This is a genomic window from Rhodanobacter panaciterrae, assembly GCF_014651895.1.
GTDB lineage: Bacteria > Pseudomonadota > Gammaproteobacteria > Xanthomonadales > Rhodanobacteraceae > Rhodanobacter > Rhodanobacter panaciterrae.
Genome location: NZ_BMXT01000001.1, coordinates 1,018,034 through 1,033,034, shown reverse-complemented (window position 1 = coordinate 1,033,034; position 15,001 = coordinate 1,018,034). Strand labels below are relative to the sequence as shown.

General features: G+C 62.1%; 13 protein-coding genes and 6 tRNA genes. 3 read left to right on the top strand and 16 right to left on the bottom strand.

Translation table 11 applies throughout. The features are described 5' to 3' along the window. Positions 1-261 precede the first annotated feature (261 nt). From lon to rlmE, 12 genes are all read right to left on the bottom strand, one after another. The gene (gene lon / locus IE071_RS04810; RefSeq protein WP_189439985.1) at positions 262-2,736 is read right to left on the bottom strand and encodes an endopeptidase La; all 2,475 of its coding nucleotides are present in this window, start codon (positions 2,734-2,736) and stop codon (positions 262-264) included. A 174-nt stretch (positions 2,737-2,910) separates the two neighbouring features. Continuing rightward, positions 2,911-4,206, bottom strand: a complete 1,296-nt coding sequence (clpX, locus tag IE071_RS04805; RefSeq protein WP_189439984.1) for an ATP-dependent Clp protease ATP-binding subunit ClpX — start codon at positions 4,204-4,206, stop codon at positions 2,911-2,913. 109 nt (positions 4,207-4,315) lie between these two features. Continuing rightward, positions 4,316-4,945 (bottom strand): ATP-dependent Clp endopeptidase proteolytic subunit ClpP, encoded by a 630-nt coding sequence (clpP, locus tag IE071_RS04800; RefSeq protein WP_189439983.1) that lies wholly within the window; start codon positions 4,943-4,945, stop codon positions 4,316-4,318. 81 nt (positions 4,946-5,026) lie between these two features. Further along, positions 5,027-6,319 (bottom strand): trigger factor, encoded by a 1,293-nt coding sequence (gene tig, locus IE071_RS04795; protein WP_189439982.1) that lies wholly within the window; start codon positions 6,317-6,319, stop codon positions 5,027-5,029. Positions 6,320-6,410: 91 nt separating this feature from the next. Next, positions 6,411-6,495: transfer RNA gene (locus tag IE071_RS04790), tRNA-Leu, on the bottom strand. Between the two features lie 312 nt (positions 6,496-6,807). After that, positions 6,808-6,883: transfer RNA gene (locus IE071_RS04785), tRNA-Lys, on the bottom strand. Positions 6,884-6,903: 20 nt separating this feature from the next. Further along, positions 6,904-6,980: transfer RNA gene (locus tag IE071_RS04780), tRNA-His, on the bottom strand. A gap of 15 nt (positions 6,981-6,995) precedes the next feature. Further along, positions 6,996-7,072 (bottom strand) — tRNA-Arg (locus IE071_RS04775). A gap of 25 nt (positions 7,073-7,097) precedes the next feature. Continuing rightward, a tRNA-Pro gene (locus IE071_RS04770) sits at positions 7,098-7,174 on the bottom strand. A 177-nt stretch (positions 7,175-7,351) separates the two neighbouring features. Then, positions 7,352-7,428: transfer RNA gene (locus IE071_RS04765), tRNA-Arg, on the bottom strand. 285 nt (positions 7,429-7,713) lie between these two features. After that, a complete protein-coding gene (gene ftsH / locus IE071_RS04760) occupies positions 7,714-9,672 on the bottom strand; it encodes an ATP-dependent zinc metalloprotease FtsH (protein ID WP_189439981.1) in 1,959 nt (652 codons plus the stop codon). Next, positions 9,669-10,319 (bottom strand): 23S rRNA (uridine(2552)-2'-O)-methyltransferase RlmE, encoded by a 651-nt coding sequence (gene rlmE, locus IE071_RS04755; protein ID WP_189439980.1) that lies wholly within the window; start codon positions 10,317-10,319, stop codon positions 9,669-9,671. Before rlmE ends, ftsH begins: the two co-directional genes overlap by 4 nt. 81 nt (positions 10,320-10,400) lie before the next feature. On the opposite strand from rlmE, the gene yhbY reads away from it, so the two are divergent. Both yhbY and IE071_RS04745 read left to right on the top strand, forming a co-directional pair. Next, positions 10,401-10,697, top strand: a complete 297-nt coding sequence (yhbY, locus tag IE071_RS04750; protein WP_189439979.1) for a ribosome assembly RNA-binding protein YhbY — start codon at positions 10,401-10,403, stop codon at positions 10,695-10,697. A 9-nt stretch (positions 10,698-10,706) separates the two neighbouring features. Further along, positions 10,707-11,084: an Mth938-like domain-containing protein gene (locus tag IE071_RS04745; protein ID WP_189439978.1), complete on the top strand. Its 378-nt coding sequence runs from the start codon at positions 10,707-10,709 to the stop codon at positions 11,082-11,084. A gap of 27 nt (positions 11,085-11,111) precedes the next feature. On the opposite strand, the gene IE071_RS04740 is transcribed toward IE071_RS04745, so the two are convergent. Genes IE071_RS04740 through surE form a run of 4 tightly spaced genes read right to left on the bottom strand, consistent with a single transcriptional unit; the run spans position 11,112 to position 14,284 of the window. Further along, positions 11,112-12,140 (bottom strand): peptidoglycan DD-metalloendopeptidase family protein, encoded by a 1,029-nt coding sequence (locus tag IE071_RS04740; protein WP_189440906.1) that lies wholly within the window; start codon positions 12,138-12,140, stop codon positions 11,112-11,114. 54 nt (positions 12,141-12,194) lie between these two features. Continuing rightward, entirely contained in the window at positions 12,195-12,803 is a 609-nt protein-coding gene (locus IE071_RS04735; RefSeq protein WP_189439977.1) for a YqaA family protein, read from the bottom strand. Continuing rightward, a complete protein-coding gene (locus IE071_RS04730; RefSeq protein ID WP_189439976.1) occupies positions 12,803-13,483 on the bottom strand; it encodes a protein-L-isoaspartate(D-aspartate) O-methyltransferase in 681 nt (226 codons plus the stop codon). The genes IE071_RS04735 and IE071_RS04730 overlap by 1 nt, the downstream gene beginning before the upstream one ends. A gap of 3 nt (positions 13,484-13,486) precedes the next feature. After that, entirely contained in the window at positions 13,487-14,284 is a 798-nt protein-coding gene (gene surE / locus IE071_RS04725; protein WP_189439975.1) for a 5'/3'-nucleotidase SurE, read from the bottom strand. A gap of 159 nt (positions 14,285-14,443) precedes the next feature. Here surE and IE071_RS04720 point away from each other — a divergent pair, with 159 nt between their 5' ends. Further along, entirely contained in the window at positions 14,444-14,989 is a 546-nt protein-coding gene (locus tag IE071_RS04720; protein WP_189439974.1) for a Smr/MutS family protein, read from the top strand. Positions 14,990-15,001: the final 12 nt, after the last annotated feature.

Genomic DNA, 15,001 nt, shown 5'->3' with positions numbered 1-15,001 from the left:
GTAGGCGCCGTAACGCAACCCCGCATCACTGCGCTGACAGAAACGCCGGACTGCGGTAACGCCTTTATACCAGTGCCTTGCCGGAATCCGCAACACAAGCCACAGCAACGTTTTCGCAAGATCTGCGGTCAATGAGATCACTTGCAAAACGGGCGCCAGAGGACTACGGCAAAACTTCGCCGACTGACGGTGAAAAAGGCAAAAAGAATGCCCTGCGAGGCAGGGCATCTTTGAAGTCTGTCGAATGCCGAGCGGCCCGGATCAATGCGTCAGCGAGTGCACTTCCGCTGAATCACTTGCCACCGCAGCAGGAGCCTCATCCTTGACCTGATTTGGCTGCAGCGGACGTTCCAGGGCGATATCCAGCACTTCGTCAATCCAGCGCACCGGATGGATTTCCAGCGAAGAAGTGATGTTGGCCGGCATATCGGCCAGATCTTTCTTGTTGTCCTCCGGAATGATCACCGTGGTGATGCCGCCGCGATGTGCCGCCAGCAGCTTTTCCTTGAGCCCACCAATCGGCAACACGCGACCACGCAAGGTGATTTCGCCAGTCATCGCCACTTCGGAACGCACCGGCACCTTGGTCAGCACGGACACCAGCGCCGTGCACATCGCAATGCCTGCGCTGGGGCCATCCTTCGGTGTGGCTCCTTCCGGCACGTGGATGTGCACGTCGAGTTTCTGGTGGAACTCCGGATCGATACCGAGTTGATCGACGCGTGCACGCACGACCGACAACGCCGCCTGGATCGACTCCTTCATCACATCGCCAAGCTGACCGGTATTCACCAATCGGCCCTTGCCGGGCACTACCGAGGCTTCGATGCTGAGCAGTTCGCCACCGACCTGGGTCCAGGCCAACCCGGTCACCAGGCCCACTTCGTTCTGCAGTTCCTTGCGACCGAAATCGAAGCGGCGCACACCCAGGTACTGATCCAGATTGGCCGAATCCACCTTGACCCGACCAGCGTCCGGCTTGGCCTTCGCCTTGCTGACCTTGGCGGTCGACGCTTTCGCCTTGGCCTTTTTCACTTGGGCCAAGGTCAACTCCTTGACGACCTTGCGGCAGATCTTGGAGATCTCGCGCTCAAGACTGCGCACACCCGACTCGCGCGTGTAGTAACGCACGATGTCGCGCAGCGCCTCTTCGCTCACGCTGAGCTCTTCAGGCTTCAGGCCATTCGCCTTGAGTTGCTTCGACAGCAGGTATTTTTGTGCAATGCCGAGCTTCTCGTCCTCGGTATAGCCGGGGATGCGGATGACTTCCATGCGGTCGAGCAGCGGACCAGGGATGTTCAGCGAGTTCGCGGTGGCGATCCACATCACCTCGGACAGGTCGAGATCGACCTCGAGGTAGTGATCGTTGAACGCGTGGTTTTGCTCCGGATCGAGCACTTCCAGCAACGCCGACGACGGATCGCCGCGAAAATCCATCGACATCTTGTCGATCTCGTCCAGCACGAACAACGGATTCTTGGTGCCCACCTTGTTGATGTTCTGCACGATGCGGCCAGGCATTGAGCCGATGTAGGTGCGCCGATGGCCACGGATCTCGGCCTCATCGCGCACACCCCCCAGGCTCATGCGCACGAATTTCCGGTTGGTCGCCTTGGCGATCGACTGCCCCAGCGAGGTCTTGCCCACGCCGGGCGGACCGACCAGGCACAGGATCGGCCCCTTCATCACCGAGACGCGCTGCTGCACGGCGAGATATTCGAGGATGCGATCCTTGACCTTCTCCAGCCCGAAGTGATCGGCGTCGAGCACTTCCTGTGCCATCTGCAGATCCTTGCGCACCTTGCTGCGCTTCTTCCATGGCACGCCGACCAGCCAGTCGAGGTAGTTGCGCACTACGGTCGCTTCGGCCGACATCGGCGACATCTGCTTGAGCTTGCCGAACTCCTGCCGCGCCTTGGTCAGCACCGCCTTCGGCATGCCGGAGGTTTCGATTTTCTTCTGCAGTTCCTCGATCTCGTTCGGACCCTCCTCGTTGTCGCCGAGCTCCTTCTGGATCGCCTTCATCTGCTCGTTGAGGTAGTACTCGCGCTGGCTCTTCTCCATCTGCGACTTGACCCGGCCGCGGATGCGCTTCTCGACCTGCTGCAGGTCCATCTCGCCATCGACCAGTCCGATCAACAGCTCCAGTCGCTGGCCCACGTCGGCGGTTTCCAGCACTTTCTGCTTGTCGGCCATGCGCACGGAAAGGTGCGCGGCGATGGAATCGGCAACGCGCGATGGATCGTCGATCCCCGACAGGCTGGCCAGCACTTCTGGCGGCAGCTTGCGGCTCTGCTTGACCAGTTGCTCGAACAACGAGATCAGCGTGCGTGAAACCACGTCGAGTTCGCGTTCCTTCGCGTTGTAAACCGGCTCGATCAGGCGCGAGCGCGCCATCAGCATGCCCCCATCTTCGTGGAAGTCCTCGACGGCCACGCGCGACTGGCCTTCGACCAGCACCTTGACCGTGCCATCAGGCAGTTTCAGCAGCTGCAGCACACCGGCCAGCGTACCGACCTGGTGTAGATCCGCGATCTCCGGGTCATCGATATCCGGACTTTTCTGGGCCACCAGCAGGATCTGCCGTTCGCCTTCCATCGCGCGCTCGAGCGCACGCATGGATTTGTCGCGACCGACAAACAGCGGGATGACCATATGCGGATAAACCACCACGTCGCGCAACGGCAACACCGGCAGGGCGTCCAGCGCAACAGGTTTGGGGGTGTTCTTGGCCATGAGAAGAGGGGTCCCTCGAATTCGGATCTGGGTTCATCCCGACACTGCGCCGGGCCTGTTACCACGTCAAGTGGAGGCAACCCGGCACTCAGTCAAGGTGCGCAGGTTGCCAGAAGCAGAACGGCCCCGGTGAAATCACCGGAGCCGTCGTCACTGCAACCAGTAACAGGTAGATCAGGCCGCAGCGTCGCCGCCGTCGCCCGCAACACGTTGCTGCAGATTGCCGCGGTAGATGAGGTAAGGCTCGGCCTGACCGTCGATCACGGCGTCGTCCACCACCACCTTGCTGACATGCTCCAGCGAGGGCAGCTCATACATCGTGTCGAGCAGCACCTGCTCCAGAATGGTGCGCAGGCCGCGCGCGCCGGTCTTGCGCTTGAGCGCCTTCTTGGCGATCGCCTGCAGCGCTTCCGGGCGGAACTCCAGCTCCACCTCTTCCATCTCGAACAATTTCTTGAACTGCTTGGTGACAGCATTCTTCGGCTCGGTAAGAATCTTCACCAGCGCCGCTTCGTCCAACTCATCCAGCGTAGCCACTACCGGCAGACGCCCGACGAATTCCGGAATCAGGCCGAAACGCACCAGATCCGCCGGCTCCACGTCGGCCAGCACCTTGCCGAGGTTCTGGGTGCGCTCCTTGCTGCGCACCTCGGCGCCGAAACCGATGCCGGTATTTTCGGAACGCTGCTGGATCACCTTCTCCAGCCCGGCAAACGCACCACCGCAGATAAACAGGATGTTCTTGGTGTCGACCTGCAGGAATTCCTGCTGCGGATGCTTGCGTCCGCCCTGCGGCGGCACCGAAGCCAGCGTGCCTTCGATCAGCTTCAGCAGCGCCTGCTGCACGCCTTCGCCCGACACGTCACGGGTGATCGACGGGTTCTCGCTCTTGCGCGAGATCTTGTCGATCTCGTCGATGTAGACGATGCCCGACTGCGCCTTCTCGACGTCGTAGTCGCACTTCTGCAGCAGCTTCTGGATGATGTTCTCGACATCCTCACCCACGTAACCGGCTTCGGTCAGCGTGGTGGCGTCAGCGATCGTGAACGGCACGTTGAGCAGGCGCGCCAGCGTTTCGGCCAGCAGCGTCTTGCCCGAACCTGTCGGACCGATCAGCAGGATGTTGGATTTGCCCAGCTCGATATCGTCGCTCTTCTGGCGCGACTCGATCCGCTTGTAATGGTTGTAAACCGCCACCGCCAGCGCTTTCTTGGCACGGGTCTGACCGACCACGTACTGATCCAGCGACTCGCGGATCTCACGCGGTTTGGGCAACTGGGTGCGCCCGGAAGCGGCCTTCTCTTCCAGTTCCTCGCGGATGATGTCGTTGCACAGCTCCACGCACTCGTCGCAGATGAACACGGATGGACCCGCGATCAGCTTGCGCACCTCATGCTGGCTCTTGCCGCAGAAGGAGCAATAGAGAATCTTGCCGCTATCGCTGGAACGCCCCTGCCTGTCGTCGCTCATACTTTCGGTCCCACTGACAAATCTGAATGCGTCGCGAGAATAGCACAGGGCTCCGCGTCTGCCTGCAGACGCAGAGCCCATCTCGTGACTCGGGGGTAGAACCTGGGAATCAGGCCGATTTCACCGTCTCGCCAGCGCGCTTGTCGAGCACTTCGTCGATCAGGCCATACGTTTTGGCATCGACGGCGTTCATGAAGCGATCGCGCTCCATGTCCAGCTCGATTTTCTCGATCGGCTGACCGGTATGCTCGACGTAGATCTGGTTCAGGCGCTGACGCATGTACAGGATCTCGCGCGCCTGGATCTCGATATCGGTCGCCTGCCCCTGCGCGCCGCCAGAGGGCTGGTGGATCATCACGCGGGAGTTCGGCAACGAGAAACGCTTGCCCTTGGCACCCGCAGTCAACAGCAGCGAACCCATGCTGCACGCCTGACCGATGCACATGGTGCTGACGTCCGGCTTGATGAACTGCATGGTGTCGTAGATCGCCAGGCCCGCGGTCACCGCGCCACCCGGGCTGTTGATGTAGAAATGGATGTCCTTGTCCGGATTCTCCGACTCAAGGAACAGCATCTGCGCAACGATCACGTTGGCGACCTGGTCGTTGACTTCGCCGACCAGGAAGATCACCCGCTCCTTCAACAGGCGCGAGTAGATGTCATAGGAGCGCTCGCCGCGAGCCGTCTGTTCGACGACCATCGGAATCAAATTGAGGTTCTGGATCGGATCCATGGCCATTAAAGCTCTCCGGTTGATGTGCCTGAAGTATGGCATCGGGCCCGATCAGATCGAGCCCGATTGACCTGGTGCCTGAATCAATCAGGCACCGGTTGGGCGCATCACGTCATCGAAGCTCAGATCCAGGTTGGTGGTCTTGGCATGCTCCGCCACCCACTCGGCCACCTGATCTTCCATCACGCGGTTCTGCAGCCCAGACATCAATTGGGGGTCGCCGTTGTAGAGTTCAATGACCTTCTCCGGCTCCTCGTAGGTCGAGGCGATCGCGGCCAGCTGCTCGGCAATGCGCTTGCGATCGATCTTGATCTCCTGCTTGCGGGCGATCTCGCCCATCAGCAGACCGGCGATCACGCGCTTGCGCGCCATCGGCATGGCGGCCTCGATCAACTGCGGCGGCGGCTGCTGACCCTGCGGCACGCTGCCGGCGGCCATGTTGCGCGCCTCGCCCTGCACCAGCAGCTTCGGCACGTCCAGCTCAGCGTGCGTATCCGCCAGCTTTTCGGCCACTTCGGACTTCAGGCGACCCATCAGCGCCGCCTTCAATTCACGTTCGAGATTTGCGCGAACTTCCTTGCGGAAGGTCTCCAGGTTGCCGTCGTCGATGCCGAACAACTTGGCAAACTCGCCGTCGATCTCGGGCAGTTTTGGCGCCTGCACCTTGATGATCTTGAAGCTGACCTTGGCGGTCTTGCCAGCCAGCTGTTCGTTGCGAAAATCTTCCGGGAAGGTGATTTCGGTATCGAAGCTGTCGTCAGCCTTGCGGCCAGCCAGTGCCTCGTCCAGCGCCTTGAACAGGGTACCCGAGCCGAGCACGCTGCCGGCACGCTCCAGACCTTCGGCCGGGAAGCGGTAGTCGCCGGCTTCTGCTGCGTATTCGAACATCACGAAGTCAGCTTCGACCGAGGCGCGATCGACCTCGTCGAAACTGCGGCGCTGCTGACGCAGGGTCTCCAGCATCTTGTCGATGTCGGCATCGGTCACCACCGCTGACGGGCGGTTGATCTCGAGCGCGGCCACATCAACCACGGGGAACTCCGGCATGATCTCGAACGTCGCGGTGTAGGCGATTTCGCCGTTTTCCGGTCGGCCGGTGGTGTTGATCGCCGGATTCGCGATCGGCTGCAATTTCTCCTGCTCCACCGCCTCACGCAACGTGCTGCCGATCAGGTCGGACAGCACCTCGCCACGAACCTGATCGCCGAAGCGCTGCTTGATCACCGTCGTCGGTACCTTGCCCGGGCGGAAACCCTTCAGGCGAACCGTGCGGCCCATTTCCGCAATACGCGCGCTCACCTGCGTCTCGAACCGCTCCGCGGGAAATTTCACCGTGAGCTTGCGCTCGAGCGTGCCGATGTTCTCAACCGAAACCTGCATGACGTCTCCTGGTACTACCTGATGTTGTGGGCCTGCCACAGGCGCCATGGCGGCTACGCCGCCTGAAAAAACAAGGAAAACCACCGGGGCATGGTGCGAAAGGGGGGACTCGAACCCCCACGGGGTTACCCGCTGGAACCTAAATCCAGTGCGTCTACCAATTCCGCCACTATCGCCTTGCCATTCTTATCAAACGCACGTAACTACAGGACATTGAAGCCAATTTCCGGCCTGCCAAACGAAACCGGACAGTCACATCAACCCCCTCCAGCCACATCCGTCTAAGTCGATGATTCCCTTATACGAAAGCGGACCATTTTACGGTTGCACTACCTTGCAGCACAAGCGCGCCGAAAGAGAGGTTGCGCATGCTCCAGCAACACCGGCGAACTGCTTGGCGTAGCCCGATCCACCATCTGTTCCGCATGCCCGTGCTTTCAACGCAAAGCAAAACGCCGATCGCGAGCGATCGGCGTTTTGCTTTGCGTTGGTGGGCCGTGAAGGATTCGAACCTTCGACCAATTGATTAAGAGTCAACTGCTCTACCAACTGAGCTAACGGCCCAGGAAAACTGGTTTTGAAACTGGGGTGGATGATGGGATTCGAACCCACGACAACCGGAATCACAATCCGGGACTCTAACCAGCTGAGCTACACCCACCATAAATCTTGTAACTGGTGCGCCCGACAGGACTCGAACCTGCAACCGTCGGCTTAGAAGGCCGATGCTCTATCCGGTTGAGCTACAGGCGCAGTCCCTGTCGATAGAACGTGTCGCTGGTCGGGGCAGAGGGATTCGAACCCCCGACTTTTGCGTCCCAAACGCAACGCTCTACCAGACTGAGCTATACCCCGCTTTCGAATCCCCGGTCATGCAGCACCGGAGCCTTGAAATGTTACGGGTGACGCCTCGCTCAGTCAATCCGTGTCGAAGCACACCACATGTTTCTGAATCATCGTCTCCACAGAGTAAAAGCCACTTCTCCGTGAAAACAAAACGGGGTGCAAGCACCCCGCCTCGCCGTATAAAAATGGTGCGCCCGGAGAGATTCGAACTCCCGACCACCTAGTTCGTAGCCAGGTACTCTATCCAACTGAGCTACGGGCGCACTGAAAAAACTTTTTACTTCGACGCTTCGATGTCTGGGCATCAAGGCGGTGAAGCAAGAAGCGGAATTATTCAGACTCCGCCCCCGTGCGTCAACCCTTTTCTTGAAAATTATTCATGGCGATTCACCACACAGCAAAAAATACAGCCTGATATTTGCCATGCCAGGCACGCGCAATGCTCGTGTCACGCGACGAGCTGCTGGCGGAATACACGAAGAGGGCGGCCAACGGCCGCCCTCTTCGGCTACTTCATGACGAAACGGTTATGGCCGTCCAAATTTGGGTCAGCCTTCCAGCCCGCTGCGACTCTGTGGTGCTGGATCGCCCACCTTGCCTACTGTCGAGCCAGCGTCTCCCCTTGGCGGCGGCGGAGGCGGTGTCGCCCCGGTCGAAGCGCTCTTGGTCCAGTCCGCCGGCGGACCGGGTTCGCGACCAGCCATGATGTCGTCGATCTGGTGCGCGTCGATGGTTTCATACTGCAGCAGCGCGTCGGCCATCGCATGCAGCTTGTCGAGATTCTCCGTCAGCAGTTCCTTGCTGCGCGCATAGGCGCGATCGAGGATGCCACGTACCACTTCGTCAATCTTGCTGGCCGTCTCGTTGGAGATGCTCTTGTGCTGGGTTACCGAGCGACCGAGGAATACCTCGTCCTCGTCTTCGCCATAGGTGATCGGACCCAGTTCGTCGGACAGACCCCACTTGGTCGCCATGTTGCGCGCCATCTTGGTGGCCCGCTCGATATCGTTGGAGGCGCCGGTGGTGACCTTGTCGGCGCCGAAGATCAACTCCTCGGCCACGCGACCACCGTACAGCGAGCACAGCTGCGACTGGATCGCCACGCGATTGATGCTGTACCTGTCACCTTCAGGCAGGTACATGGTGACGCCAAGCGCACGCCCACGCGGAATGATCGTGACCTTGTAGACCGGATCATGCTCGGGCACCAACCGGCCGACGATGGCATGGCCGGCTTCGTGATACGCCGTCAGCTTCTTCTCGTCTTCGCTCATCGCCATCGAGCGGCGCTCGGTGCCCATCAGGATCTTGTCGCGCGCCTTGTCCAGATGAATCATGCGCACTTCGCGGGCGTTCTCGCGCGCAGCGAACAGCGCCGCCTCGTTGACCAGGTTGGCCAGATCGGCGCCTGAAAAGCCCGGCGTACCGCGTGCGATGGTCATCGCGTTCACGTCGCTGGCGGTCGGCACCTTGCGCATGTGCACCTTGAGGATCTGTTCGCGACCACGCACGTCGGGCAGACCCACCACGACCTGACGGTCGAAGCGACCCGGCCGCAGCAGCGCCGGATCCAGCACGTCGGGACGGTTGGTCGCGGCGATCACGATGATGCCTTCAGTGCCCTCGAAACCATCCATCTCGACCAGCAACTGATTCAGCGTCTGCTCGCGCTCGTCATGACCGCCACCGAGGCCGGCACCGCGATGGCGGCCGACCGCGTCGATCTCGTCGATGAAGATGATGCACGGCGCGTGCTTCTTGGCCTGTTCGAACATGTCGCGCACGCGGCTGGCGCCGACACCGACGAACATCTCGACGAAGTCGGAACCGGAGATCGCGAAGAACGGCACCTTGGCCTCGCCGGCGATGGCTTTCGCCAGCAAGGTCTTGCCGGTACCGGGCGGGCCGACCATCAGCACGCCGCGCGGAATCTTGCCGCCGAGCTTCTGGAAGCGGCCTGGGTCGCGCAGGAATTCGACCAGCTCGCCAACCTCCTCCTTCGCCTCGTCGCAACCGGCGACGTCGCTGAAATTGACCTTGATCTGGTCTTCGCCCTGCAGTTTGGCACGCGAACGGCCGAAGCTCATCGCACCGCGGCCGCCACCACCGGACTGCATCTGGCGCATGAACCAGATGAATACGCCTACGATCAGCAACACCGGCAACCAGCTAACCAGCAGGCCGATCAACGAGAAGCCTTCAGACGGATCCTGACGAACTTCGACGCCCTTGTCCTGCATCTGCTTGACCACCGCATTGGTGGAGAAGCCGAGCATCGGGGCCACCGTACGGTACGCGCTGCCGTCTTTCAGTTTGCCGCTGAGCGTGGCTGGCTGATCCGCGCTGATCGTGGCGCTGGCGACGTTGCCGTTGTCCACACTCTGCACAAACGAGCTGTAAGGCAGGTCGGAAGAAGCCGCACCGCGCGGATTGAAGCTCTGGAACACGGTGAACAACACCACCGCGATGATTACCCAGAGCAACACATTTTTCGCTGTTTCATTCATGCACGGTTCTCGCCCGGTGACACGGCGGAAGGCTTGCGCCCCACCGCCAGTGCGTACACCTCACGCGAACGTGCGCGTGAGGCCTTAGGTTTACGCATGGTTACGCGGGTGAACTCCGCGCGCAAGCTGCGCAAGTATTCGTCGAAGCCGACTCCCTGAAACAACTTGATCAGGAACGAGCCGCCCGGCTTGAGCCACTGCCGACTGAAATCCAATGCCAAGTCGGCCAGCGCCATCGCGCGGATCTGGTCGGCCAGCGCCACACCACTCATATTGGGGGCCAGATCGCACAGTACAAGATCCAGCTTGTGCCCCTCCAACCGGCCCTCCAGCTCGCGCAGTACCGACTCCTCGCGGAAATCGCCCTGCAGGAAGTCGACCCCGGCGATGCTCTGCATCGGCAGGATGTCCAGCGCGAACACCTTGCCGGTATCACCCAGGCGGTTGCGCACCAGTTGCGACCAGCTGCCTGGCGCGGCGCCCAGATCGACCACATTGATGCCCGGCTTGAGCAGGCGATCACGCTCGATCAGCTCCTCCAGCTTGTAGACCGCACGCGAACGCAAGCCCTCAGCCTGGGCTTTTTTCACGAATTCGTCGTTGAAATGTTCGCGCAGCCAGACTGCGCTGCTTTTGCTGCGGGCCATGTCGTTGGGGTCGCCGATTGGGGAACGGGATACCGCATGATACCCTTTGCCGTTCACTGACCGCGAATCGAGCACCACCGCATGGCCCTTTCCTCCTCGCAGACCCGTTACCTGCGCAGCCTCGCCCACGATCTGAGCCCGGTCATTCTGCTTGGCAACAAGGGGGCTACCGAAGCTGTGGTCAAGGAACTGAACCAGGCGCTGGACATCCACGAACTGGTCAAGGTGAAGCTGTCCGGTGGTGACAAGGACGAGCGCCAGGCGCAGATCGACGTGCTTGCCGGCGGCACCCAGGCCGAAAAGATCCACCAGATCGGCCACGTCGTCGTGCTGTTCCGCCGCAACGCCGACGAACCGAAAATCGCGCTGCCGCGCTGAGGGCAGCGGATGGACCTGTCGCTCGACCGTCCCGAAGGCTATCTGTTCGTGCGTCGCGTCGGCGCACACAGCATCACCCTGATCGACCGCGAACTCTCCAGCAGCTTCCTGCTGGCACCGGATCGGGCGGTCGAAAACTGGCCGGTCGAGGCTGTCGGCACGCTGGAAGCCGGCCACGTCGACGCCCTGCTGGCGTTGCAGCCGGAACTGGTGATTCTGGGTACCGGCGAACGCCAGGTGTTTCCGGCAGCCGCCTTCATGGCCGGCTTCCTGCGCAAGAACATCGGTATCGAGGTGATGGACAACGCTGCCGCCGCACGCACTTACAACCTGCTGGCGGGCGAAGGGCGTCGAGTCGTTGCCGGATTCATCCTGCCAAACGGCTGATCGCACTCACTGACCTGTGTGGCCGCTTCAGCGCGGTGGCAAATATCCCAACGGATCGACTGGATTGCCGTCCTTGCGGATCTGGAACTCCAATTCGTTGCGTGTGGCACCGGTGGAACCCATCTCCGCTACCTGCTGACCAGCGCTGACGCGTTGCCCTTCCTTCACCAGCCGCTTGCGATTGTGGCCGTAGGCCGACAGGAAGCTGTCGTTGTGCTTGATGATCACCAGCTCGCCGTAGCCGACCAGGCCGTTGCCGCTGTACACCACCACGCCATCGGCGGCCGCACGTACCGGATCACCCGACTTGCCGGCGATCTCGATGCCGGGAATCGCGTCACCACTCTGGAAGCGACTGAGCAGGCTGCCATCCGCCGGCCAGCGCCAGTTCACGCCACTGACAGCACGTGAGGCACCAGCGGCAACCGGGGTTGGCGTTGGTGGCGGCACTGTCGCTGGTGCTGGTGCCGGCACGCCTGCCACCGGCACGATCGCCGTGGTGGCAGTTACGGCTGGCACGACCGGCTTGACCGGCGCAGTGACCGGCGGCGCCGTCATCGTCGTACTCGCCGTAGTTGCAGCTGTCGGCGTCGCTGTTGACGTCGTGGTCGGTATCGTCACCGGCTCGAACACTGGTGCGGCCGCCGATGCGGTGGTCGAAGGGTGTGGTGGTGCGGGAACAACGACTGGCGATGACGCCCGAGGGGTCTCAGTCGTCTGCGTGGCAACTGTCCTGCCCGATGGCGACAGGGTCAGCCGCTGTCCGGGCCAGATCGTGTATGGCGCAGCAATGCCGTTCCACTGTGCCAGGTCGCGAAAATCCACACCCTTGCGGAATGCGATCGAGTACAACGTGTCGCTTTTCACCACGACGTAGCTGCCGCCGGGAATCGGCGTGCGAGCCGGCGCCACCGCGCTGGCAACGTGGTTGTCGTAGCCGCTGCCGGCTGCCGGTTCGACCACCACCGAACTGCGCATGGTGCCGCAGGCAGCCAGCAGCAGGGAGGTCGCCAGCACGATCAGCGATTGAAGATATCGATCCATGTGCAGCAGCATACCGAGGCGGTCAGGCTTTTTCATGCAATGTCGCTCCTTGAAGCCAGCCAACGCTCAACGCAACCAGAGCCACCACACCAGCAACAGGACCAGCGCAACCAGCGCGACCCAGCCGATCCATTCGATGTATTTGTGCAGGATCCGCTCGGCACGTTCGCCGAACAGCCGGATCAGCAGAGCCAGCAGCCACACGCGTTTGCCGCGCCCAAGTCCGATGCAGGCCAGGAACGGCAGGATCGGCACGCCGATGATGCCGCAGGCCCAGGTGACGAACTTCATCGGCACCACCGGCTGCAACGCCGCCAGGATCAGCACGCCGAACATGCCCCAGCGATGCTCGTGCATCTGCGCACTCAGGCTCGCCACGCCCTGCTCGATCGGCGCCGACAGATGCAGCATGTCGAGCAGCGGCCGCAAGGCCTGGAAAGCCCAATGACCCAGCGCATACCCGACCAGTGCACCGAGCAGCGAGCACAGCAGGCTGATGTTGGCGTAGAAGAACGCCTTGTGCCGCTTGCCCAGCATCATCGGCGCCAGCATCACTTCCGGCGGAATCGGGAAGATGAACGCTTCGACGAAACTCAGCCCGCCCAGGTAATACAGCGCCCGTGGTTCGCGCGCCCATACCAGTGCACGCGCATAAAGTGCCCCGAACAGACGCATCAACCGATCCCGCCCAGCAGCGGCACGAAACTGACCGCGCCAAGTTCTTCCTGGGTGAAATCGCCCTGCCCGTCACCGCGCATGCGGATCAGCGTCTGCCGGCTGGGCGAGCCGACCGGTGCCACCAGCACACCGGTGGGACTGAGTTGATCGAGAATCCGGGTCGGGATGGTGTCGCCGGCAGCCGTGAGGATGATCGCGTCGAACGGCGCCTCGTCAGGCCAGCCGAGCTTGCCGTCGTCGTAACGCGAGCGCAGGTTGGTCAGGCCGAGCTGGCGGAAACGCCGGCGCGCCTGGCGCAGCAGTTCCTCGATCCGCTCCACTGTGAACACCTGCGGCACCAGCGCCGCCAGCACGGCAGCCTGATAACCCGAGCCGGTACCGATCTCGAGCACCTTCTGCGGCATGCCGAACTCGAGCAACGCCTCGGTCATCCGCGCCACCACCCACGGTTGCGAGATGGTCTGGCCGTGACCGATCGGCAACGCGGTATTTTCGTAAGCGCGCGAATGCAGCGCCTGGTCGATGAAATGATGCCGCGGCGTATTGCGGATCACATCGATCACCCGTGGATCGCGGATACCGCCTTCTTTCAGATTGGCCGCAAGGCGATCGCGCGCACGCTGCGAGGTCATTCCCTCGCCTTTCAGATCGGCAGCCGGTAACGGATAGACAGTCATCGCTCAGGCCGCCTCGTCGCTGCTGGACCGGACTGCCGCCATATCGTCGCTCAATGCCTGCATCCAGCTGCTGACTTTCTCCAGTGCCTGGAAACGGGTCAGGTCGACATGGATCGGCGTGACGGAAACGAATCCGCGCTGCACGGCATTGAAATCGGTACCTGGGCCAGCATCGTCCACCTCACCAGCGGGGCCGATCCACCAGATCGGCCGGCCGCGCGGATCGGTCTGCGCAATGCATGGCGCGGAGCGGTGGCGGCGACCCAGCCGGGTCACTTCGAAACCTTTGATCTCGGCCCACGGCCGATCCGGCACGTTGACGTTGAGGATGGTGTCGGCCGGCAGCGGATCGACCAGCAGGCGCTGCATCAGCAGCAACACCGCCTCGGCGGCCGAGTCGTAATGCACGCCTTTGTGATCCTGCGTGACCAGCGACACCGCGATCGCCGGCAGACCGAGAAAACGTCCTTCCATCGCCGCCGACACCGTGCCGGAATAGATCACGTCGTCGCCGAGGTTCGCCGAATTGTTGATGCCGGACACCACCATGTCCGGCTCTTCGTCCAGCAGCCCAGCCAGCGCCAGATGCACGCAATCGGTCGGCGTACCGGCCACCCGGTAGTAACCGTTGCCCATCGGCAATACGCGCAGCGGCGCGTCAAGGGTCAGCGAATTGCTGGCGCCGGAACGATCGCGATCGGGCGCCACCACGGTTACCTGAGCCACCGCGCCGAGGCGCTCGGCAAGCACGCGGATGCCCGGTGCATCCACGCCATCGTCGTTACTTACCAGAACTCGCATGATGCTCCGTCGAAAGCTGACTGCGGGCGCACCGCCGATCACCCGATGGCGCGCGCCTCATTCCCCGAAGTCTACCGGAGCGTGCCGCCGGTTTCACACGAAATGGCGCCAATTGCGCGCATTCGTGCCGATCCGCGCCGCGTTGGTTAGCATGTGCGGATGAAGCGCCGAGCACCCGCTCCGATCGATGATGACGACAGCCGCCTGTTTCGCGAGGCGATTGGCGAGGTGCGTCCACTTGATCCGGTGCAGCCGCGGCCAGCGGCCGCCAAGCCCGCACCGTACCCGCACATGCTGGAAGCAGACGAAGCCGCCGTGCCCGGCGAGTTGCTGGACTTGGCGTTCGACCCGGCCCTGCTCGAAGTCGGCGAGGAGCTGAGTTATCTGCGTGACGGCTACTCGCCGAAGCTGCTACGTCAGCTCAAACGCGGCCAGTTCAGCGTGCAGGACGACATCGACCTGCACCAGATGAATGCCGCCGCCGCGCAGGCCAGCATCGTGATGTTTCTGGCCGAAGCGAAGCAGCACGGCTTGCGCTGTGTGCGCATCGTGCACGGCAAGGGTCTGCGCTCACGTTCCGCCGGGCCGGTGCTGAAAGGTCTCACCGACCGCATGCTGCGCCGGCGCGACGACGTGATCGCGTTTGCCTCGGCGCGACCAGCCATGGGTGGCACCGGCGCAGTGGTGGTGCTATTGAAGGGCTGAAGCCGCCCCACA

What these genes read in the sequence shown, in the direction of transcription:
- lon (WP_189439985.1), bottom strand. Translation starts at nt 2,736, where the DNA reads ATGGCCAAGAACACCCCCAAACCTGTTGCGCTGGACGCCCTGCCGGTG.
- clpX (WP_189439984.1), bottom strand. Translation starts at nt 4,206, where the DNA reads ATGAGCGACGACAGGCAGGGGCGTTCCAGCGATAGCGGCAAGATTCTC.
- clpP (WP_189439983.1), bottom strand. Translation starts at nt 4,945, where the DNA reads ATGGCCATGGATCCGATCCAGAACCTCAATTTGATTCCGATGGTCGTC.
- tig (WP_189439982.1), bottom strand. Translation starts at nt 6,319, where the DNA reads ATGCAGGTTTCGGTTGAGAACATCGGCACGCTCGAGCGCAAGCTCACG.
- ftsH (WP_189439981.1), bottom strand. Translation starts at nt 9,672, where the DNA reads ATGAATGAAACAGCGAAAAATGTGTTGCTCTGGGTAATCATCGCGGTG.
- rlmE (WP_189439980.1), bottom strand. Translation starts at nt 10,319, where the DNA reads ATGGCCCGCAGCAAAAGCAGCGCAGTCTGGCTGCGCGAACATTTCAAC.
- yhbY (WP_189439979.1), top strand. Translation starts at nt 10,401, where the DNA reads ATGGCCCTTTCCTCCTCGCAGACCCGTTACCTGCGCAGCCTCGCCCAC.
- IE071_RS04745 (WP_189439978.1), top strand. Translation starts at nt 10,707, where the DNA reads ATGGACCTGTCGCTCGACCGTCCCGAAGGCTATCTGTTCGTGCGTCGC.
- IE071_RS04740 (WP_189440906.1), bottom strand. Translation starts at nt 12,140, where the DNA reads ATGCTGCTGCACATGGATCGATATCTTCAATCGCTGATCGTGCTGGCG.
- IE071_RS04735 (WP_189439977.1), bottom strand. Translation starts at nt 12,803, where the DNA reads ATGCGTCTGTTCGGGGCACTTTATGCGCGTGCACTGGTATGGGCGCGC.
- IE071_RS04730 (WP_189439976.1), bottom strand. Translation starts at nt 13,483, where the DNA reads ATGACTGTCTATCCGTTACCGGCTGCCGATCTGAAAGGCGAGGGAATG.
- surE (WP_189439975.1), bottom strand. Translation starts at nt 14,284, where the DNA reads ATGCGAGTTCTGGTAAGTAACGACGATGGCGTGGATGCACCGGGCATC.
- IE071_RS04720 (WP_189439974.1), top strand. Translation starts at nt 14,444, where the DNA reads ATGAAGCGCCGAGCACCCGCTCCGATCGATGATGACGACAGCCGCCTG.